Raw genomic sequence first — 20,698 nt, 5'->3', positions numbered from 1 at the left:
ATAGTTTAATCTAAATTTTTTGCGTTATGATTCCATTATTATTTTGTAACTTCGCAAAAATAAACGATAGAAGTTAGTATGATAACCAACCGTGAAGAAGTGCTTGAAAACGCACTGCGCGTTTTCGCCAAGATGAATTATGAGAAGGCAAGTCAGGTAGAGATCGGAAAAGCCTGCGGGCTGACGAAAGCCGGGCTTGTGTATTATTATCCGATAAAGCTGGACCTTTTCGTGGCGGTTATAGATAAATACGTGTTCGGGATGCAGTCGGTGGCAAACAAGTTCCGGTTCAAGGCTGCCACCCTGTCGGAATTTATCGAACAATATATAAAAGGTGTGGAACAGACCATGCGGAAACTCATATCGCTTCTTGATGACGGCAACAATCCGGCAGGATGCAGCTTCAATTTCTATTATTACCATCTTATGATGCAGGTACGGCTTTATTATCCGGATGTGGAGGAAAAGATAGCAGGCATGTTCCGGCAGGACTACGAGTTTTGGAGAGCCGCCATACAGTCGGCAAAGGACACAGGGGAGATACGGCAGGATGTGGACATCGAGGACACAGCCATGCTGTTCCGGCAGGTGTTTTTCGGTCTGTCCTTTGAGCAGTCTTTTTTGAGGGGGCTTGACATACAACGGCTTGCAAGGGAACTGCGCTTCGTCTATTCGCTGTTAAAAGCCTGAAATGTTAAAATTCGAGCGGTTTTGTGTTTTCAGCCGCTTTTTTTTTTGTGTTAAAAACAAACCGATTGGTTTGTTTTTCAGAATTATTTCAGTAATTTTGAGCTCATAAAACAATTGTCGGCATTATGGACAAGGTACGGAAACAACGTGGCAACATCGTTCTTCACAAAGACAGGCGTGGCGGCGAGGAGTGCATCCGGGTGGATTACTCGGACTGCCAAGCCATCGCCCTGCTGCTGGCACAGGGCACCGACGTGGTGGCGATCGGGGACGGCTCCGGCTACATCCCTGCCGCCGTTTTCCGGCTGCCTGATTTCTACGACCGCTATTCACCGCATGCCTACATCGATTACAGCCGGGTTTACGTGCGGCATCCCAAACCTAAGCGTGAATACACACTGCCGAAAGGCTACCTCGAACTGCTGGAACAAAAGCGTTACAGCCCCTCGACCGTCAAAACATACGTACAACCATCCGCGATAGCATATTGACGAACTCCGAAAGAGAGTTGTATCTTTGTCGACAAAAAGAATCATGGGTTATAACAAGTCTTTGTCCGATGTCTATTCAGAGACATGGACGCGTTACAAGAATCAATGCGAGACAGACGGCTATATCGCATTGAACCGTTTCTGTGCCGGTACCGGCGTCAACGTCCAGCGGCTTTATGAGTGGCTTCGGCGCCGCAAAATCAGCATAAGCGATTATCAACGCAGTCTGCCGGAGAGACCGGATTCGTCGCGGGAAGGTGGCGGGCCGTTATTCCGGGAGGTTAAGGTTCCCGGTATTCAGGTTGCGGATGAGAGCCGGGATGTCGGTGCCACCAGTGTCGTGCGTGACGTGCACATCGAACTCGGTTGGGGCCGAGGCGTGAGTCTGGGAGAGATAAGCGCGGAGGGGCTGGCGCTTCTGGTGGATGTCATGACACGCAGGAGTGATGTGGAGTCTTGAGGCGGATATGCGGCTCTGGGTATGCCGGCAGCCGGTATCGATGCGCTACGGCATCCGGGGTCTGGCCCAGATGGTGTGGTCGTGGAAGGGGCATTCTCCGGCATCGGGCGATGTGTATGTGTTTTTCTCAAAGGACCGCAAGACCATGAAGGCGTTGAAATGGGATGGCGACGGATTTTTGATGTACACAAAAAGACTGTCGCGAGGCCGTTTCCGGGAGGTGCTCAAAAAGGGCGATGACGGCGTGCGCAGGCTCCAATGGGACGATTTCTATATGCTGATGAGGGGCCTCACGCCTGTGAAGGTGATGGTCGAAAATCGCTTCAGAATGGCCGTAAAATAAGGCTTAATAATTTGTTAATCAAATAAATAAATGGCGTGGAAAGTTGCAAATGTCAGATATTTTTTGTAACTTTACACCATGAAAAAGAACGAGTTGATAGAGTTTCTGCAACGTCAGATCGAGTTCCTTCAAGGGCGGCTCGACGAGGCGTTGGCCTCTGTCAGCTCGCTTACTTTATCCAATGAAAAGCTGCAGTCGACCAACGAGAAGCTTGTGGCGACTGTAGATGAACTGCGCAAGCAAATGGCCTCAATGGAGGAGGCTATGAAAGGCAAAAGTGCGGAACTGAGCAAAGAGAAAGCCGCGCGTCAGGCAGTGCAGCGTCTGCAGGGCTCGCCGTCGGAGCGTCAGAAGAAACCGGTGACGACTCCTGCCACATCCGAAACTCGACAGCAGAAGCCAGAGAAGAAACGTACCAACAACGGCGCCAAAAGGAAGACGCATCCGGAGTGTGAGGTGGAGACCATTATAGTGGAGCCTGACAGTCCGGACTTCAATCCCGAGGCGGCGACGTTTATCGGCGAGTGCGATGTCGTGCGCTACGTCATGGAGCCGATGCGCTTCAAAAAAATTATCTACAAGGTCAGAAAATACGTGCAGGACGAGAAAATATACAAAGGTTCCGCACCCGCCACACCGCTGCTTAACTCGCAGTATACATCTTCCTTCATAGCCGGACTCGCCGAGCTACGCTATCTCCACTGCATGCCACTTGAAAATGCTGTCGAATACTTCCGTGCCCACGGCTTCGACCTTGACAAAGGCACCGCACAGAAGCTCGTAAGTAAGGTAAGGGTACATCTGGAAAATCTATACAAGGCGCTGGGTCAGGCAATAGTCGCGGACAATTATATCTGCGGTGACGAGACCTATCAGAAAGTGCGGCTGCAGGTGGCAACTCCTTCGGGAAGAAAGATCAAGAAAGGCTACATATGGGTGTTCGTCGGCATGACAACCGGGCTTGTGTACTTCTTCTATGACGACGGCTCCCGCTCGGCCGAAGTCTTCGAGCAACACATAAAAGGCTTCAACGGAGCCTTCCAGTGCGACTATTACTCGGGATACCGGCATATCGGAATCGGTGGGATGAGCGGGATAAAACGCTTGCCATGCCTGCAGCACATCAAGCGAAAGTTTCTCGATCTGAAAGACAATCCAAAGGCGCAGGAAATAGCAAAGCTCTTCGGACTCCTTTACCACTTCGAGCATCAGCACCGCATAGGCAAAGACGGATGGACGGCGGGAAAGCACCTTGAGTGGAGACAACGATACTCCAAGGTGATGCTCGAGAAAATCCGCATGAGACTGACAGCAGTCAAAGACCGCATCGGCGTGCCACCCGACGACCCGCTGCTCGCCGCCACCGAACATGCACTCAAACAATGGGACGAGATACCACGCATCTTTGCCTCACCCACCTACAGACTCGACAACAACGAAGTCGAGCGAATCAACCGCTACATATCCCTGACCCGTCGCCGACTTACAATCGGCTCCCACTCCGGAGCCGAAGCCGCCGCCCTGTACCACTCTCTTGCGATCACCTGCCACCGCTGCGGAGTCAACGTCTTCGACTACTTCTGCGACATAATCGACCGATGTGCCGCATGGCCGCCAAACACCCCGATCGAAAAATACCGCGACCTGCTTCCCGACCGCTGGAAACTCTCACAAAAATAGCCGCCCAAAACCTGGACGGCTATTTTTTTAAGCTATACCTGCTGTCGCGGACGGTTGTACAAACATACCGTGCCTATTTCAGCGACTTCATGGAATATCACAAGGGGCGTAACATCGACCGTCTGAAGGTTGCCGACATCAACCGCTACATACTCTACCTTGTGAACGAGAAGAAAATCTCGGTGTCGCAACAGAATATGCGCATCAACGCCATCAAGTTCTACTACGAGCAGGTGAAAGGCGGCAAACGGCAATACTACGGCGGCATCACCCGTGCCAAAGAGTACAAGAGCCTGCCCGAAGTGTTGAGCCGCAACGAGGTGCGGCGCATTCTTTCATGCCTTGCAAACCGCAAGCATCGCTGTATGATTTCGTTGATTTATTCCGCAGGATTGAGAAGGAGCGAGTTGCTTAACCTCACTCCGCAGGATATTATGAGCGAACGTATGCTGATTCGCATTATGGGCAAGGGCAAAAAATGCCGCTACTCGCTGCTGTCGGAGAAGGTATTGTGCGAACTTCGGGAATATTTCAAGGAATATCGCCCGCAAAAATGGCTGTTCGAGGGCGAAACACCCGGAGAGCAATATTCGGCAAGTGCATTGGTGAAAGTGTTGAAGGAAGCCGCCGATCGAGCCGGCATCAGACACTGGGTACACGTACACATGCTCCGCCACTCCTTTGCCACTCACCTGCTGGAGCAGGGAACCGACCTTCGCACCATTCAGGAGCTTCTGGGACACAACGACATCAAGACTACGAGCATCTACCTTCATGTTACAAGTGCCCACAAGTCGAGCATACCGAATCCGCTTGATTCATTGGATAACACATAATGTGCAACTGTTAAATTGCAGAACCGGAAATGAAAAATAAAGGCAACATAACAAGACCGCCAGTCAGTAGCATGCAAATCTACTGTATATTGATATCCGCATTGTTGTCGGTAGTTCGGGTGTGCGCTTCGACTACAGCAGACTCCGTGTATTTCCACATAAAGGCTGACACGATGCGGGAGATCCGTGCGGGACAAGTGGTGGAACTGACGTATGCGCTGGTCAATGCACAATTCGATTCGGTTTCTCCTCCGGTATTCAACAGCAGCATTGAAGTGATAGAAGGTCCGAAGTCACATGAAGGCAGTAGCTACGCCATTATAAACGGAGTGGGAAGAAAGAGCCGTGAAAGCGGATTCAGTTATATTGTGCAGTTCAGACAGAGCGGAGAGGTCGAACTCCCTTCCGCATCCGTAAAGGTAGGCAACCGGACATATACCACCCCGGAATGCCGTGTAACCGTACATCCTGCCGTAGTGGATATGAACAAACTGAAATGCAGTTTGAAGGTGGGACGTATGGCCGGCGGTTACGCAAAATACTGTGCCACGCTGACCTGCAATGCCTGTCCCGACCAGAACCCGCCACTGCTGTCCATAAACGGGAAAATATTCCGACCTACCCGCAAGTCCTTTTCAATTTCCAACGGCAAGGAAGAATACGTTTACGAGTATTTCTTTAACGATGACAGTTATGAGGTGTCCTGCGAGGAGCTGACCTTTGGTGGCAAACCATATTCCGTCAAACCGAAAAAAGGCAAATTAGCCGGTGCGGACTTCCTTATTGCCATCGTGGTTGCAGGCGCATTGTTCGAGTTGGCATGGTGGCTTGCTTGCAGACGTCGCTACCGAGAGGATAAGGATGCCCTTCTTGCCGAATTCGTGTTGGAAAAGAAGGCTCTGCCTCTGACTGTAAGCTGGGCGTATACCCATTATGGCGTATCGCACACGCTATTGCTTTTTTCCGTGCTGTTTCTTGCCACAACGGGAGTTGCGATCTATACAGACAGTCTGTTCATGTCTGTCTTTTTCTGGCTCGGCATTGCGTTTGTGCCGCTTGCTTATCTGTCATATCGCCACCAGCGGCGCAAGCTGGATTTCCAAAGCATACCGACCACGCTGGACGAGCAGGCGATTTACGACAGGATATATAATCTGGCGGCAACTTATGACTGGGATGTTGATCATTACGGTGAGGACTGCATCGTGGCGCATACCAATCCCGCCATCTGGCATCTGACATGGGGAGAGCAGATTTTCATCGTGTTCGACAAAGGGCAGGTATGGGTCAACAGTGTGAATGACCTGAACAAGCGTACTTCGCCATTCTCGTTCGGTTATGCCAAACGGAATGTTCGAAGAATAAGGGACGCACTGACACAGAGTGCAGCTATTAGAGATTAGGAAACACACCTGCCGGGTGACGTTTACCACAATAAACAGCACCTACGGGTGATCTTACAAATACATTAGCTACGAACGAAAAAAATAGAAGTCATGAAACAGGAAATTATAAACCGAATAAAGCAATTAGGCGGTAATGTCACCAATGTAAAAGGAACGTCTTTATCCGAAGACTTGTGTGCTATAACTTTTAATACCGCATTGTATAAAAAGCCGGAAGATACGCCTTGGCTATCTGCTGAAGACACAGAACCGATTGAAGGATTGGGCGATTGGGTGGATGAAAATACGGATTTGTTCAATTCTGACAAAGAGGCATTCTACAAGAAAATGGCAGATGCCTACTATACATTGAATGAAGAACCTCGCAGGCAATTATTTTGGGTTGCCAAACCTTTTACACCGTTTCAAGAAGGGACAAAAGATTTTGAAGAATGGAATGATTGGTTTTCAGATGATGCAGAGTTGGGCGAAATCATTCAACATTCAACCTGTGCCACTCCCGCCTTTATAGGATTGCTTTATACGGATAGTTATCCCAATTACTATTACATCTGTTTATCAGACCTCAATATAGAGAATCCGATTGTCTGGAGTACAGACCATGAGGTGTTTTTCACAGATGTTACTAATGAGGGAGCGTTAGAAGACTTTCTAAACAAGTTCATGACTAAAGAGGAATTTATAGATATTGTAAAACGGAAAATGGAACAATAAGGAACGTAGCTAACAAGCACCTGTTCCGCCTAAACGGCGGCAAGCTGCAAACCATTAGCTACCATGCAAATTGAATTAAAATGAGAAAGTATAAGTACACCAAAGAAACATTGGATGTCGCACTGGAAGAACTACAATCTGAAAATGTAGTGCAACGAAAAAATTATGTGAAATTTATATCTATGGCATCCCGTAGCGAGTTGTTCGGAAAGACCTGTGACACATTAAGTGTGCAAACTTGGTTTTTATCTTCGGATAACCGAGAAAAGTTAATTCGGGTTTTACATCAAGAAGCAGAAGAAAAATTACTTTGGGAGTATTTACTAATATTGCTTATGGTATGTGAAAGATACATAGATCACCGCTGTTATGCCAAAGATTTTGCAAAAGAATCCTCTTGTGTGGAGTTTAAGCAACGAGCTTATGAGATTGCAAAACAATATGCACATCATTCAAGTGCGATAGTCCGCCAAATGTCAGGTTCTATAATAGGATATATGGGGGATAATGATGTATGGGGCATATTCTGTAATGTAATGTTGAAGAAAAGAGATTTGCTTACTATAAGTCACATTACACTGGGAATAAGACGGCATTGCACCGGAGTTGCTAACGGCGACAATCATTTCTTTGGTGGTACTATGACAAATAATCAACGAATGGATATTCTAAACAGTTTACGTTTAGTCTATCAGAAATCCTCAAACAAAAGCATTAAAGGAATGTGTTTGAGAACCATTGAAGAATTGGAAAATACAAAAGAGGTAGCTAACAAAGCGTGATAACGCCTAACAGCGTTCCCCGCTAAACCATTAACATCAATAACCCTAATAAGTATGAGAACGAAAATTTATTTAGTAACGCTGCTGATAGCCTTTGTTACCATATTGGGGCTGACAGCTTGCATGAATGAAGATGAGCCAAAGGACATCACAAAAGAAGTAACGATGTATGTTTCTTCTGAAACTGGAATTATGTATGATTTATTTGATTCGGAAGGAGAATTTCCGATAGAATGTATGCTCGTCAAGGAGCAGGGAGAGGATGAATATCGTCCTTTGGCATTCTGCGGTATTCAGGGCTTCGAATATGAGAAAGGCTATGAATACGATTTGCGTGTCAATAAGACAACTTTGGCAAATCCACCAGCAGACGGTAGCATATACAAATATCAGCTTGTTCGGGTCGTAGAGAAAAGACAGGTCGGTAACCCAAACGAAGCTGAATAATGCGTACAATATGATGTTAACGAAGCAGGGTAACGGCAAGCCGTTCCCTGCTATCCCATTATAAACAATGGCTGAAAATAGCTTAATTCGTTAAAATATAGTTCATCATGCTAATAGAACAATTTTCATATTTCACTTTTAGTTGTTTTCAATGCTCGTTAGAGGACATTGTAAAAACTTTAAGTGCTGATTTCTTAGAGAATGGTAGCCTAAAGTTATCGTTTAGACCATTCGTGTTTGATTTGTATGATAATAGTCCCTTAAAAGGTGGAGCGCATTTTGAGAAAGCATATTTCTTTGCGCCTGCAACAAATAAAAATATCAGCGTTATGTATTCCAACTACTCGGACGGTTGGAATACTTTGGTTCGTTGCTTATCTTCAAAATTACAATGCGATTGTTACAATTTTCAAATCACTAATATAGATAGCTCTGATAGCATGAACTCTTTTCAATTCATACAAAATGGAATAGTTGTTAGGACTGTATATGCTATGAAAGACCCTAAATGGATTTTTTATGAAAATGGTATTGTCCAGTGGTTTGAAGATGAAAGCTATTATAAACGTAGGCTTATCAAAAATAGAGTGAATAAAGACATCCTACTATCGTATTGTACAAAACTGGGATTTGCAATAACAGAAGCTAAGTTTTGGGAAAGTAAGGATGCTATTTTATTTGAACGAATACAATAAGCTATTTTTCAAATCCAAATTGAGTTTATAACAAGGTCGAGTTAACAGCTAAACGCTGTTCCTCACCAAACCATTAGTAATAACTTGATAAAGATAAACGGAGTATGAATGTAAATGAGATTATTTCTAAAATCAACAATATGAATCTTCAATCCGAAGGAGATTTGCAAGAGGTAGAATCTGTTTTAACTGAAATGGATAATGCTTTAATCGAGCCTTTATTTAGATTGCTTGAAAGGCATCCACATTTCAACTTTGGCAATCCCGGTCGTGTAGTCCATTATTTGGAAAAATTTGATGATGACACTTACACTCCGTTTTTATATGCTTCTATTCGTCGAGTGCCTACTGAATATAATATATGGATGCTCAACAGATTCTTAAACTCTCTTGATACTTCCGAAAAATCAGAAGGTATAGTGATTTTAGAAGAAACATCGCAGAAAGATATTGATGAAGGACTTAGAGAATGGGTGAATGAATGTTTGGATGAACAGAAAGAGGAATGAATTATTACTAACGAGCCAAGATAGCTGCTAAACGCAGCTCCTTGTCAAGTCATTAGTTGCAAATTAAATAGAATGGAAAATGTTGATAAAATATGCCCTATTTGCAGAAAACATCCCATAACTCTACCAAACGGAGTATGCTCTGTCTGCTATCATAAAGTGAAAACACAAGCAGATTGGAATACTACCGAATGGGGTAAAATAGAAAATCATGGACTTGATGCAATTATAGTGTTAGCAAAGTATATTTTAGATGAAATAGAAGATGATGACCAACATCAATGGCATCAACGTCGAATATGCTTTATGCAAGATATGGTAGAGCATTTGGATAAACAATATTTTCCTAATGCTACTATCCAACAGATAAATGACTTTGCATACTCGGCTGTTGATTTTTGGAAAGGAAAAATAACCGGTCAAGAAGCAACAGAGCAACTTCAATCCATGCGTAAGGTTTTGCAAAAGGATATTATGAAATTATCTGATTGGGAACCGAAAGATTTTCTGCTTTGGATGATGATGCTGGAAGATGATTTTGATTGGATGTGGGACCAGTGGTTTGAGTGCATTCATGCTTGTATTCCTGACAAGTGTAACGATGAGTTGTGGATAAGAATGTTTCATAAACATTTTCCAAATGAAATCAAAGCATGGGTAGATAATAACAATAACGATGCAACTAACAAACCGGGATAACGCTTACAGCGTTCCCCGCTAAACCATTATCACCAATATAGACAGAAAAAATATGAGGAAAATCGTACTAATAATCAGTATCTTGTTGTGCGTGTTATCCACTTGCGCACAAGGTATTCCATTATTGAAAAATCTTCAACTTGCTGAACTTCCAAAGGAGATCAGTTATACAGGGGAATTTTTAAGTTGTACAGAATGGGCTGATAAGTTAGGTGAAAATTATCTAATAATCAGTCAATCTCCTGTACACAAAGAGGTATTGCCGGAAAGTACGCCCATATCATCTAAAGAACTGTATGCACGGCATTACATAAAAGACGGAGAACATTATTCTATTCTATGGCAACTTTATGATTTCTTAAAAGATGGTTACTGTGGAATGTTCTCTGTTGATTATTTGTGCGAACCGTATGTTAATGATTTTGACCGTGACGGCATTTGTGAAACATGGCTTGTTTATCAATTAGGGTGTCGCTCCGACTTTTCGGGTCCTAACCTCACGATGAAAATCATTATGCACAGCGGCAATAAGAAGTATGCCATTCGTGGAGAAAGAGATATGTTGTTTCCGCAATCTTATGGCATATCTCCTGAATTGGGAAAATTCCAAATGGATGATAATTATAGGACATTGCCAGAGAGTGTTCGGAATTTCGGAATAGCATTATGGCACAAGTTCCAAGTGGAAGATTTGAAATACTTAATGGAATAGGAAATATAAAATACGGTGATAACAAGACGGGATAACGGACTAACGCCGTTCCCCGTCAAGCCATTACCAACAATTAAAATATGAAGAACATTATTCAAACAGCAGAACAGTTATTAGGCAGAAAATTAACTGCAAATGACGGTTACACAACGGATGAAATCAAACAGGCTGAAAATATGCTTGGACTAACAATGCCGGAAGCTCTAAAGCATTTTTATTTATCTGTTGGAAAAGTAGAGGTATTGGCTTCTTCGTTCCAACGGTTCTTGCCATTAGACTAATTACAATCTGATGGTGAAAAGATTATCTTTCTTGCGGAAAATCAAGAAGTGTGTTTATGGGCTACTACAATACATGATACCACAATTTGGGTTAAGTATAGTGATGATGAAGGTTGGATAACAGAACCGATTGGATTAATGGATTTTATTCTATTAACGATGTATTATAATTGCGCACAAGGAGGCTTTGAGTTTGGCGGAATAGCTGAAAACGAAGAAGCCTATCCTGCTATATTGGAATATGTACAAAAGGAATGGAATAAAGTTGTGCAATATAATGCTTTAATCATATATGCATATCAAGATAATCTGATTTGGTATTTCTATAAAGCCGACAATACACCAACAGATGACGGAATATTTTTGTCATGTAGAACAGAAGAGAAGTTTGATAAGTTCTTCAATCTTTTTGATTTCTCTGAATTATAATTGAGGTTGGTAACAAGGTCGAGCCAACAGCTAAACGCTGTTCCTCACCAAACCATTAACATCAATAACCCTAATAAGTATGAGAACGAAAATTTATTTAGTAACGCTGCTGATAGCCTTTGTTACCATATTGGGGCTGACAGCTTGCATGAATGAAGATGAGCCAAAGGACATCACAAAAGAAGTAACGATGTATGTTTCTTCTGAAACTGGAATTATGTATGATTTATTTGATTCGGAAGGAGAATTTCCGATAGAATGTATGCTCGTCAAGGAGCAGGGAGAGGATGAATATCGTCCTTTGGCATTCTGCGGTATTCAGGGCTTCGAATATGAGAAAGGCTATGAATACGATTTGCGTGTCAATAAGACAACTTTGGCAAATCCACCAGCAGACGGTAGCATATACAAATATCAGCTTGTTCGGGTCGTAGAGAAAAGACAGGTCGGTAACCCAAACGAAGCTGAATAATGCGTACAATATGATGTTAACGAAGCAGGGTAACGGCAAGCCGTTCCCTGCTAACCATTCAATATAAAGCAAAATTACAATTTAATGACTAACTTTTAGCCCGGTTAGACAGACCGCTTAACCCGAAATATGAAAACTAAGAAACATTATGTTCATCTTGTCACTTAGATGCAGCGTAGTTGGCTCATGTTTCTCATTATCCATTTAGACACTCAAATAGGGCCAATAGAGTGTGTGCTACGAATATGAATAGACTATTTATGCCTTTTATGGTAGTTGTCTGCCTAATCTTAACGGCTTGTGACAAGGATGATGTTTTACGCGGCGAGCCAATGGTGTGGTCATATGAAATCCTTACGCCCGACAATGTCAAGTTCCTGGGTTCCACCGGTGCGGAAGGTACTCCTAAGTATTCATTCGAGGCAAACGGCAAGCAAGGCGATGTGATAATGACTTGTGAGAATTTCTTTTCGCTTAATCCCATCTCAGGAGATTCTTATACATACGATTGCGGATGGGCAATGCTTAGGGTAGATGCCAATCAAGTGAAAATCCATTTCCTTCAATATGTTTCGGATGCTCAGTCTGCATACGAAGAGATTCGGATTTCGGCAAATGACGGAGAAAAAAAGGTTTATACTATTATCTGTTTGTCCCGAAACTTTAAAGACGAAGGGCATACAGACCCCGAACCTGAGACTTTACCCGAAGAGGCAAAGTTCAAGATGATCATGAATGATTTCACCCCCTTGATGCATCTTGACAGTCCGTTGCCGGCGCCTCTCGATTTGATTACCTTCCGAATCACGGACGTGAATGGAGAATATTCACCCATAGACTTCCCTGAGTTTACACACTATTACGATTCTATCGTGTGGAGTGCGGATAACTTTCCTCACACGTTCAGAGTGTATGAAAATAGAGTTACAGCAGAAGGAGTTGAAAAACATATTTCAACACAATGGAGCTCGCACTTCTTTAAGAGCGGTACGATAAAGAGCCATCTTAAAGGCTACCGCGATGGGAAAGCGCAATATGAGACTTCGCACAATATGACGCTATACGAACGCGATTTCTTAGGGCTTCAATGGGGCATAATCGTCTTGCAGAAGCCCGAGAATCTAACAGCCTATTGTCTATTGGATAGAGACTATGAATATAAGGTATATGACATTGTTGCAACGAACGACGCTCCTTATTCTCAAATCATTCCGATGAATCATAAATTGTTGTCTGACGCTGACTTTCTGCCGGCAACGGAAAAAGCCATCAAGACTCTGATGAAGAATAATGTTGGAGAGGGAGAAGATGGCAAAGGCAAAGAAAACCTATTCAAATGTCTGCCCGAAAAAGGTGTGGAAGCCGAATGGTATTGGGAAAACGAAACCACCCGCATGTTGATGTTGCATCGGCTTTCAGATGGCACAGACGGGCCGGCGCAAGAGAAGTATTATTTGCATATCGAACCTAAATAAGTATTTATGAATAGAGTAATTATCTCATTCCTATTTTTTATAGGAATAGCCGTATCATCCTGCACAACCTCTAAAAGCGTTGTATCGCAAAATGCAGATTTGTCTAAATATGAATATGCCTCAATCATCAACAATGACATCTATCACATTCCTGCCCAACTGATGGAATACGAAATACAGTTGTTTGATGCAATAGAAGGCTCACGTCTTAAGTTGGTCAACGATATGCGTATAAACGAACTTACCTCGGCTCAACAGTCAAAACTGCTTATGGTGAAATATGGGATCGATGTGTCCGAAGAAGAAACCATCGTAACTGTAAATTTCATAGATTATCTCACCAGCCGCCCGATCGCTTCATGCCGTGGCGCATACACTACATTAGGATTGAGCGTACATGCAGACATTAGAGGCGCTATAAAACGCGTTGCCAAACAAATTGCAGAAACATTTCCCAAGTAATGTAAGACCTCTTAATGCATCTGATAGAAATTGAGCCGCAAACCTCGCGGGTCGGCCGTCTGTAGCAAGGACTGGCCAACCGCCTAACGCTGTCGCTCGCCAGACCATCAACAATAAAAAGCAAAAAGTCATGTTTGATTACGAAGAAATAGATCGGACAGTCAGAGACAATAATATTCATTTAAGAAAATAGAAGATACCGATAAGGAGATTTTGACACAACGGCTATATATGGAACTGTATAGTATCACAGACCATGATGATCTGCTTTATATTGATGTGAGAAAAAATAAAAAGAAAGTTGATAACAAAGTGTGATAACGCCTGGCAACGTTCCACGCCAAAGTTATCAACACTGACAACACAGGCAAAATCAATTATGTAACATGGGAGAGTTGAAAAGAGATTAACAAGCGAATGAACTGCCCTAACGGTCAGCTATTCGCAACCCATTAGAAACAATTAGTGCGATGAATAAAACAGTTCAATCCATAGTATCATTGACAGCTTTCAGTGCTTTGCTGATAGCCATAACATTATTTTGTGGTGGCTTAAGCATTGGGCGTTTGTTCGGAATATATGGCATTATGGAATATTGTCTTTTGGGTATGCTTGTAATCATAGATATACTGGTAATCTACAAGGTCTATAAATTATATGCAATGCAACCTAAAACCATAATGTTATTGTTGGGCTTGGAATGTTGCTCTATCTTTTTGTGGCTTGTCTTTATCAGTATAGACCAAAGTCTATTGGATTGGCAAATTACAAACTTTATATTGCAAGCTGTCAGTTTAGACGGCTTCACAGGAGATGAACGGGGATTGAATATGCTTGCTGTCTTATGCGGCATTGTTTATCCCCTTATTGGGATTGTGTGTTTATTCACCGGATTGGAATTTGTAAATATATTAGTAACAACGAAAGATAGCATCTGACGATGCTCCCTGCTAACCATTAAACAATGAATAACAATCATTTTAGAAATATAATATTGCTGACCGTGATGTCGGCATTATCGTTGGCATTTGCGGGATGTGCCACAATCCGCAAAACCGGTGCTGCTCAGGATTCACGGATTTGTCTGAGTGAAGTGAACAATTCAGGCTGTAACAGGGCTTATTGAATCATTCACGGAAAATTGCGTCCGTTGGAACGTCCGCAGGTCAGATTTGCTATAGAGAAAGCTTTGATTGAGGAGGATTCCTGCTGGGTGCTGCTCCGCGTCACAGTACCGGATCAATCCATAAGGAAGCATGAGCGGTATAATGCCTGTGTCATGCTTTCAACCGTGGATGGGATATTGAATTTCCCGGAACTAAATCTTGACAACGACAGCGGTCTTCCCGAAACAGACGAGCGTAGCGACAGTGAGGAAACACAAGAGGACACGATTGTGGAGTCTCTTGAAATTGACGCCCGGAAAGGAAGCCCCGGATATGTCTATATGAGTTTCCGTTTCTGCTATCATCCGAGTATGGAAGGCAACGGAGCAATAATATCCATATTACCAAGTCTTGAAACAAAGCGTTACTTCTTCCAGCATTCTCCAGTGGAACTTCCCGTGTTATGGTCGTACAATCCGGCAATGTGGAAGCGGGCGCAACAGTTGCCGCAGTTCATACTGCTTGATAAAAGGCCGGAATATGTCTTACACGGTAATGAAAAAAATATGTTCAAGTAATAATAAAAACCGAAATCAATGATGCAATGGATAAAGAAACTGTTCAGGATAAGATGCTCCGAACAGATAACGGAAGAGTTAATAGAGCGTCTTCCTGCCGATAAACTCTGCCGGAAATATATAGACGAAGAACTGGCAAGCGACATGGAGTGCGAAGTGTTCGACAGCATAATGTGTGCGGTGGAACTGCACGCGGAGGTCATCAATGGCGGTTTCAACCAATACTACTACAATTCCGGTGGCGAACGTGCGCAAAAAGCCGAGGACACCTTTGTCAAGCTTGGAGCAGACCGGATCGCTGATGTCGTGAAACGAGCCAACAACCAATATGCCGCCAACCGGGATGAACTGCAATCGGTATGGGACGGAACGAAGGAAGGATTCGCCCACGTGTATAAAGAGAAGCTCTTTGATGCCTTCGATGATGAGTACTATGCCTTGATGAGGAATGACCGGCAACTCTACACGATGATAGGCACATACATCAAACAGCATCCGCAGGAGTTTCTCACAGAAATGACCGAATGGTATGTGCTGTTAAAATGAATTATTCATATGGATACATCCCGAATCCCGATCGTTTTAGGCTATATGCTGATACTTATCCTGATTGCCACCATAGGCTATGCCTATTACAATGAGGAGCAGACATTGGTTTCTATGGAAACAGAGTCTCGTAATACCAATAATGTCCGCTGTGAGATTAACCGATTGAACATGCGCCTAACATCGTTGACAATGATGGGCGAGACAGCATTTGAATGGACTGAAACAGAACGGGGGGATTATCGTCAAGAACGTATGCATATAGACAGCACACTGTGTGAGTTCAGCCGGATTTTCATTTCGGAAGCAGCCGACATAGACAGTCTCCGTATTCTTCTTGAGGACAAGGAGAAGAAATTGCTCCAGCTTGCAGAAATATACCGGCGCCAAAAGTCTCTCGGTGACGAGATGGCCAACAAACTGCCCGTGATAGCTCGCCAGATTGCCAAAGAAGAGCCAAAGAAGCCGAAGCGTAAGGGATTCCTCGGCATCTTCGGCAAAAAAGAAGAACCTGAGCCATCTACCACGACAACTATACTTAGTTTCAACCGCAGTCTTATGGCTGAGCGCAGGGCGCAGAACGAAAAACTTAAAGCACAGGCTGATAGTCTGTCACAACAAAACAGAAATCTTAATATCCGCTTGCAGAATCTGATTAGTTATCTTGACGGTAAGGCCCAGGCTGATCTCCGACAGCAGGAACTTGAGATTGCAGCTACCCGTGAAGAATCATATCGTGATATAGGTGTACTAACAGCCATTACCTTACTGATGCTGTTCGTTTCTTTTGTCATAATACACCGCGATATGCAGCGAAGAGACCGGAACAAGAAAAAACTTGAGGAAAGCATACGGCAGAACCGGTCGCTGCTTGAAATGCGCAAGAAAATCATCCTCACGATATCCCATGACATACGCGGTCCGCTCAACGTCATCAGCGGGAGTGCAGAACTCGCCATCGACACCCGTGACAAGAAGAAACGCGATGGCTATCTGAACAATGCACGATACCTTTGCCGGCACGTGGTGCACCTTCTCAACAACCTGCTTGATGTTTACCGGCTAAACGAAGCTAAGGAAACACCGAACAATGTCCCGTTCAGACTGAACGTGCTGCTTGACAGGATAGCCGTCGGTGCGGCGCAGATAATCAATGACAAGGGGCTGCTTTTCAAGTATGATTACAGGGTTATTGACGTTACCGTAATAGGAGATGAGGACCGAATAGAACAGATTGTCGACAACCTGCTTTCGAATGCCGTAAAATTCACACAGTCCGGTTCCGTTGGAATCGCAGCCTCATACGAAGGCGGACAGTTGGTGATGGATATCAGCGACACGGGCATCGGGATGTCTGAGGAAACCTTAGACCGCATATTCAGGCCGTTCGAGCGAGCCGACAACGTGGAGCATGTCGAAGGGTTCGGACTCGGACTTTCCATTACCAAGGGACTGGTATCCATGCTCGGAGGAACTATTGATGTGGTAAGCAATGTCGGCAAAGGCACAACCTTTCATGTAACCGTTCCGCTTGAACTCACCGGAAATATAGAGCCGGCCGATATCCCGGAAGCAAAGCCTGCCGGTGTATCGCGCCTACCGCATAACGTGATAGTAATCGATGACGACCCGCTACAGCGTGATATCGTAAGCGAGATGCTTGAGCGCAACGCTGTCTCTTGTGCCGTATGTGCCACAGCCTCGGATGTGGTAAAGGCGATGCGTAAACGAGATTTCGACTTAATACTTACGGACATAAATATGCCAGGCACCAACGGGTTCGCATTGATCGAACTGTTGCGCAAGTCAAATATCGGCAATTCAAGGACAATCCCCATAGTGGCAATGACCGCCAGGGACGATGACGATAGCAAACCTCTGTTAAAACGCGGATTCTCCGGATGCATCTTCAAGCCATTCTCGATGCAGGAACTGCTTGAACGGATATCAATGGTAATGGAGAAACCTATGGTCCCGGATGATGTACGGATTGACTTTTCACCGCTCGTTAAAAACGTGACCGAGCCGGTAAAGATATTGAAGGGACTTTCGGAATCGACTTCCACAGAGATAGCTGTCCTGAAAAAGAATATTGGGCATGACGACAGGAATGGCGTTTCGGCCATACTACACAGGATTAAGCCCGTATGGGAAATGCTCGGTATTGAAAGCTGCCTGCAACCGTTGAGGAAATCTCTGTGGGACAGGAATTCTACACCTGCGGACATCAAGAAAACCGCCGCCGGTGTGATTACGGCAATGGAGAATCTGATTGAGAATATAAACGAAGAACTGAAGACGATAAGGGATGAAGAGCAGAATACTGATAGTTGAGGACAACGTGACCCTATCCCAGATGCAGAAGGACTGGCTCGCACGCGAGGGGTATGAAGTCACGACAGCAATAGATGCCGTCGTGGCACGCAGGCATATACGCAAAGTGGATTTTGACCTGATACTCTCTGATGTACGCCTGCCCGAAGGGGATGGCCTGTCATTACTTGCATGGCTGAAGAAAGAGAAACCCGGAATTCCGGTCGTAATCATGACGGAATACGCCTCATATCCCGATGCTGTCAAAGCCATAAAGATGGGCGCGCAGGACTATCTTCCCAAGCCGGTACATAGGGAGCGACTGTTCGAAGTTGTGAAGGAACTGGTACATCCGGCCGTGACCATACAGCATTCGCTTGAACGGCTTTTCAAGCGTGACAGCGCGAAGGCGCGTGAGGCGTTGCATCTGGCGGAGCTTGTGGCCCCCGCTGACATATCGGTACTGATTCTCGGTGCCAACGGAACCGGCAAGGAGTCCATAGCCCGTACCATTCATTTCAACAGCCCAAGAAAAGACGAGCCGTTTGTCGCGGTGAACTGCGGTGCCATCCCACCGGAACTTACAGCCTCCATGTTCTTCGGTCATGTCAAAGGCGCTTTCACGGGTGCGGATTCCGACAGAAAAGGATATTTTGACGCGGCGAAAGGCGGCACACTGTTCCTTGACGAAATCGGCACGTTGCCTTATCACACACAGTCATCATTATTGAGGGTATTGCAGGAGAATGTCTATATGCCTGTCGGTGGAAACACGGAACGCCGTGCCGATGTGCGCATAGTGGCGGCAACCAACGAGGATATGGAGAAATCCATCGCCGATGGGCGTTTCCGTGAGGACCTGTATCACCGCCTCTGCGAGTTCGAGATACACCAGCCATCCCTTGCGGAATGTCCCGAAGACATCCTCCCGCTGGCAGAATTCTTCCGCAAGAAGTTTTCGGATGAGCTTCACAAGGAAACCTCTGGATTCAGCCCGGAAGCCGAGCGGCTTATGCTGGCACACTCATGGAGCGGCAATATCCGCGAGCTTCAGAACCGGGTGCGCAGGGCAGTGCTGATTTCAAAGACAACCGTTATCGCAGTCTCGGACTTGAATATCCGCAAAACATCAAATGATAATGTCGCAAAAATCGTTCCTGATTTGCGCCCAATCAAAGATGACGATGCTGAAAAGCAGCTTATCATCCGCACCTTGGAATCCTGCAACGGCAACAAGACCAAGGCGGCGAGAATGCTCAACATAAATCCTACGACATTATACCGTAAGATGAATAAGTACGGTATAAAGTAACATTTATGCCTTGGCATACAGCCCTTCTCGCTACTTTTTTGTAACTTTGGGGCGTGAAATAGAAAATACAGGCAGGCGTATTCCGATATGTCCGCCTTTACATACATAAGTTCGCAAGAGTCTCAGACAGAAATCTGGCAGTTGATGTTTAAGGAGAATCATTGCGTAATGCTTATGCTGTGCGTATCGCATAGCGTGGTGTTGCGTATTCTCCTTACGGTTTTGCCAGAACCGCTGTCTGAGTGCGTGGACATCGCGCTTTTTTCTTTTGCTGTATAATAGAGAAATGAAACGACATGGCAACGGTACGCATCATAACGGCAATGACTATCGACGGTTTCCTCCCGGATGCCGACAATCCCCGGATGCGTTGGCTTATGACCGATGCCAAAGGCGTCCGTTTTTGGCATGACATAGGCACATACACACTTGAAGCGGATTACCCGGTCCTTGATCTTGTGTGTGACAAAGGCAGCACCGACAAATCCTGCATATACACCGCCGAAGTGTCGGATTTGGACGGTATGGAACTTATGACACGGCTCTTCCGTTACAATATAATAGACGAACTGGTAATCCATATTTTGCCTGAGATTGCAGGAACAGGAACCCATATCTTTCAAAACGGCGTGCCGTCAGGGTGGATATTAAGCAAATCCACCCGGCTCAAAAACGGTATATGCCGAAACATCTACCGGCGCAAAGCGCGATAATCTCGCAATAGACTATTGCATACTGCCGAAAAGTCTTGCAAAATGCAAGACCTCTGATTTCCATTATTTTACGCTTAGATATTTTTATCACACTGATATTCTGATGAATATCGGTGTCTTGTCATGCCTTTTGGTAGCGGTGGCACGGCATTAGCCAATATATGTAGTATAACCGATTGCGCAACACGGTGTAAAACAAACCAATTCATTTACATCAAAAAAATCAGCTATGCTATATAATGAAACAGTGCATAAGATGTTTGCCTCGCTCATGGAACGCTTTGACAAGATGGAGCGGGCATTCGAGCGGATGAACAAGCTCAAGGATTGTCTGGACGGCGACACGCTGCTCGACAACTACGACCTGTGCCGGTTGCTCGGCGTCACCAAGCGCACCCTTGCGAGATACCGACAGAAGAAGCTTATCCGCTATTACATGATAGACGGGCGTACCTACTACAAGGCATCCGAGATACAGGAATTCCTACAGATGAAAGGGAAGTCGCTACCCGCCGCCGTGAGCCACTGAAACATATCGTAAAATCTA

At 44.8% G+C, this 20,698-nt stretch carries 24 protein-coding genes and 2 pseudogenes; all 26 read left to right on the top strand.

Annotated elements, in window-relative coordinates:
* The first annotated feature begins 78 nt into the window (after positions 1-78).
* The 26 genes and pseudogenes from E7747_RS15485 (at position 79) to E7747_RS15360 (ending at position 20,680) form a co-directional block, all read left to right on the top strand.
* Positions 79-690 carry a TetR/AcrR family transcriptional regulator gene (locus E7747_RS15485; RefSeq protein WP_065540271.1) on the top strand — a complete coding sequence of 204 codons (612 nt, stop codon included), beginning with the start codon at positions 79-81 and terminating at the stop codon, positions 688-690.
* A 125-nt stretch (positions 691-815) separates the two neighbouring features.
* Positions 816-1,154: pseudogene (locus E7747_RS15480) on the top strand (recombinase); the annotation flags it as partial.
* A 70-nt stretch (positions 1,155-1,224) separates the two neighbouring features.
* Positions 1,225-1,641: a hypothetical protein gene (locus tag E7747_RS15475; RefSeq protein ID WP_136413419.1), complete on the top strand. Its 417-nt coding sequence runs from the start codon at positions 1,225-1,227 to the stop codon at positions 1,639-1,641.
* Positions 1,628-1,984: an IS66 family insertion sequence element accessory protein TnpB gene (tnpB, locus tag E7747_RS15470; protein WP_136413421.1), complete on the top strand. Its 357-nt coding sequence runs from the start codon at positions 1,628-1,630 to the stop codon at positions 1,982-1,984. Before E7747_RS15475 ends, tnpB begins: the two co-directional genes overlap by 14 nt.
* Before the next feature lie 78 nt (positions 1,985-2,062).
* A complete protein-coding gene (gene tnpC / locus E7747_RS15465) occupies positions 2,063-3,664 on the top strand; it encodes an IS66 family transposase (RefSeq protein ID WP_136413423.1) in 1,602 nt (533 codons plus the stop codon).
* A 59-nt stretch (positions 3,665-3,723) separates the two neighbouring features.
* A pseudogene (locus E7747_RS15460) lies at positions 3,724-4,500 on the top strand (tyrosine-type recombinase/integrase); the annotation flags it as partial.
* Positions 4,501-4,571: 71 nt separating this feature from the next.
* Entirely contained in the window at positions 4,572-5,903 is a 1,332-nt protein-coding gene (locus E7747_RS15455; RefSeq protein WP_228449204.1) for a BatD family protein, read from the top strand.
* A gap of 93 nt (positions 5,904-5,996) precedes the next feature.
* Positions 5,997-6,620, top strand: coding sequence for a hypothetical protein (locus E7747_RS15450; protein ID WP_124076237.1), 624 nt, complete (start codon positions 5,997-5,999; stop codon positions 6,618-6,620).
* A gap of 80 nt (positions 6,621-6,700) precedes the next feature.
* Entirely contained in the window at positions 6,701-7,402 is a 702-nt protein-coding gene (locus E7747_RS15445) for a hypothetical protein (RefSeq protein ID WP_136416888.1), read from the top strand.
* A gap of 54 nt (positions 7,403-7,456) precedes the next feature.
* Complete coding sequence (locus E7747_RS15440) at positions 7,457-7,849, top strand: DUF4377 domain-containing protein (RefSeq protein ID WP_136416884.1); 393 nt, start codon at positions 7,457-7,459, stop codon at positions 7,847-7,849.
* 107 nt (positions 7,850-7,956) lie between these two features.
* Positions 7,957-8,544: a hypothetical protein gene (locus tag E7747_RS15435; RefSeq protein WP_123613418.1), complete on the top strand. Its 588-nt coding sequence runs from the start codon at positions 7,957-7,959 to the stop codon at positions 8,542-8,544.
* 104 nt (positions 8,545-8,648) lie between these two features.
* Positions 8,649-9,053 carry a hypothetical protein gene (locus tag E7747_RS15430; RefSeq protein WP_124076232.1) on the top strand — a complete coding sequence of 135 codons (405 nt, stop codon included), beginning with the start codon at positions 8,649-8,651 and terminating at the stop codon, positions 9,051-9,053.
* Between the two features lie 72 nt (positions 9,054-9,125).
* Positions 9,126-9,752, top strand: a complete 627-nt coding sequence (locus E7747_RS15425; protein WP_136416886.1) for a hypothetical protein — start codon at positions 9,126-9,128, stop codon at positions 9,750-9,752.
* A 52-nt stretch (positions 9,753-9,804) separates the two neighbouring features.
* Positions 9,805-10,464 (top strand): M949_RS01915 family surface polysaccharide biosynthesis protein, encoded by a 660-nt coding sequence (locus tag E7747_RS15420; RefSeq protein ID WP_121766454.1) that lies wholly within the window; start codon positions 9,805-9,807, stop codon positions 10,462-10,464.
* 80 nt (positions 10,465-10,544) lie between these two features.
* Positions 10,545-10,745 (top strand): SMI1/KNR4 family protein, encoded by a 201-nt coding sequence (locus E7747_RS17155; protein ID WP_228449203.1) that lies wholly within the window; start codon positions 10,545-10,547, stop codon positions 10,743-10,745.
* Positions 10,746-10,793: 48 nt separating this feature from the next.
* Positions 10,794-11,174, top strand: coding sequence for a hypothetical protein (locus E7747_RS17150; protein ID WP_228449202.1), 381 nt, complete (start codon positions 10,794-10,796; stop codon positions 11,172-11,174).
* A gap of 79 nt (positions 11,175-11,253) precedes the next feature.
* The gene (locus E7747_RS15410; RefSeq protein ID WP_136416884.1) at positions 11,254-11,646 is read left to right on the top strand and encodes a DUF4377 domain-containing protein; all 393 of its coding nucleotides are present in this window, start codon (positions 11,254-11,256) and stop codon (positions 11,644-11,646) included.
* A gap of 260 nt (positions 11,647-11,906) precedes the next feature.
* Positions 11,907-13,121 (top strand): hypothetical protein, encoded by a 1,215-nt coding sequence (locus E7747_RS15405; RefSeq protein ID WP_136417143.1) that lies wholly within the window; start codon positions 11,907-11,909, stop codon positions 13,119-13,121.
* A gap of 6 nt (positions 13,122-13,127) precedes the next feature.
* Positions 13,128-13,583 (top strand): hypothetical protein, encoded by a 456-nt coding sequence (locus E7747_RS15400; RefSeq protein ID WP_136416882.1) that lies wholly within the window; start codon positions 13,128-13,130, stop codon positions 13,581-13,583.
* Positions 13,584-14,053: 470 nt separating this feature from the next.
* Entirely contained in the window at positions 14,054-14,521 is a 468-nt protein-coding gene (locus E7747_RS15390) for a hypothetical protein (protein WP_120466187.1), read from the top strand.
* A 203-nt stretch (positions 14,522-14,724) separates the two neighbouring features.
* Complete coding sequence (locus E7747_RS15385) at positions 14,725-15,267, top strand: hypothetical protein (protein WP_136416881.1); 543 nt, start codon at positions 14,725-14,727, stop codon at positions 15,265-15,267.
* 18 nt (positions 15,268-15,285) lie between these two features.
* Positions 15,286-15,813, top strand: coding sequence for a DMP19 family protein (locus E7747_RS15380; RefSeq protein WP_136416879.1), 528 nt, complete (start codon positions 15,286-15,288; stop codon positions 15,811-15,813).
* A 9-nt stretch (positions 15,814-15,822) separates the two neighbouring features.
* On the top strand, positions 15,823-18,147 hold the full coding sequence (locus tag E7747_RS15375; protein WP_016273988.1) for an ATP-binding protein: 2,325 nt from the start codon (positions 15,823-15,825) through the stop codon (positions 18,145-18,147).
* A complete protein-coding gene (locus tag E7747_RS15370; RefSeq protein ID WP_120466192.1) occupies positions 18,122-19,438 on the top strand; it encodes a sigma-54-dependent transcriptional regulator in 1,317 nt (438 codons plus the stop codon). The genes E7747_RS15375 and E7747_RS15370 overlap by 26 nt, the downstream gene beginning before the upstream one ends.
* Positions 19,439-19,734: 296 nt before the next feature.
* The gene (locus E7747_RS15365; protein ID WP_120466194.1) at positions 19,735-20,151 is read left to right on the top strand and encodes a hypothetical protein; all 417 of its coding nucleotides are present in this window, start codon (positions 19,735-19,737) and stop codon (positions 20,149-20,151) included.
* Positions 20,152-20,380: 229 nt separating this feature from the next.
* The gene (locus E7747_RS15360; protein ID WP_016273985.1) at positions 20,381-20,680 is read left to right on the top strand and encodes a helix-turn-helix domain-containing protein; all 300 of its coding nucleotides are present in this window, start codon (positions 20,381-20,383) and stop codon (positions 20,678-20,680) included.
* The last annotated feature ends 18 nt before the right edge of the window (positions 20,681-20,698 follow it).

It is taken from the genome of Duncaniella dubosii (assembly GCF_004803915.1).
Lineage (GTDB): Bacteria > Bacteroidota > Bacteroidia > Bacteroidales > Muribaculaceae > Duncaniella > Duncaniella dubosii.
Note: the sequence above shows the minus strand (reverse complement) of the source record. Positions and strands in the feature narration are given on the sequence as shown.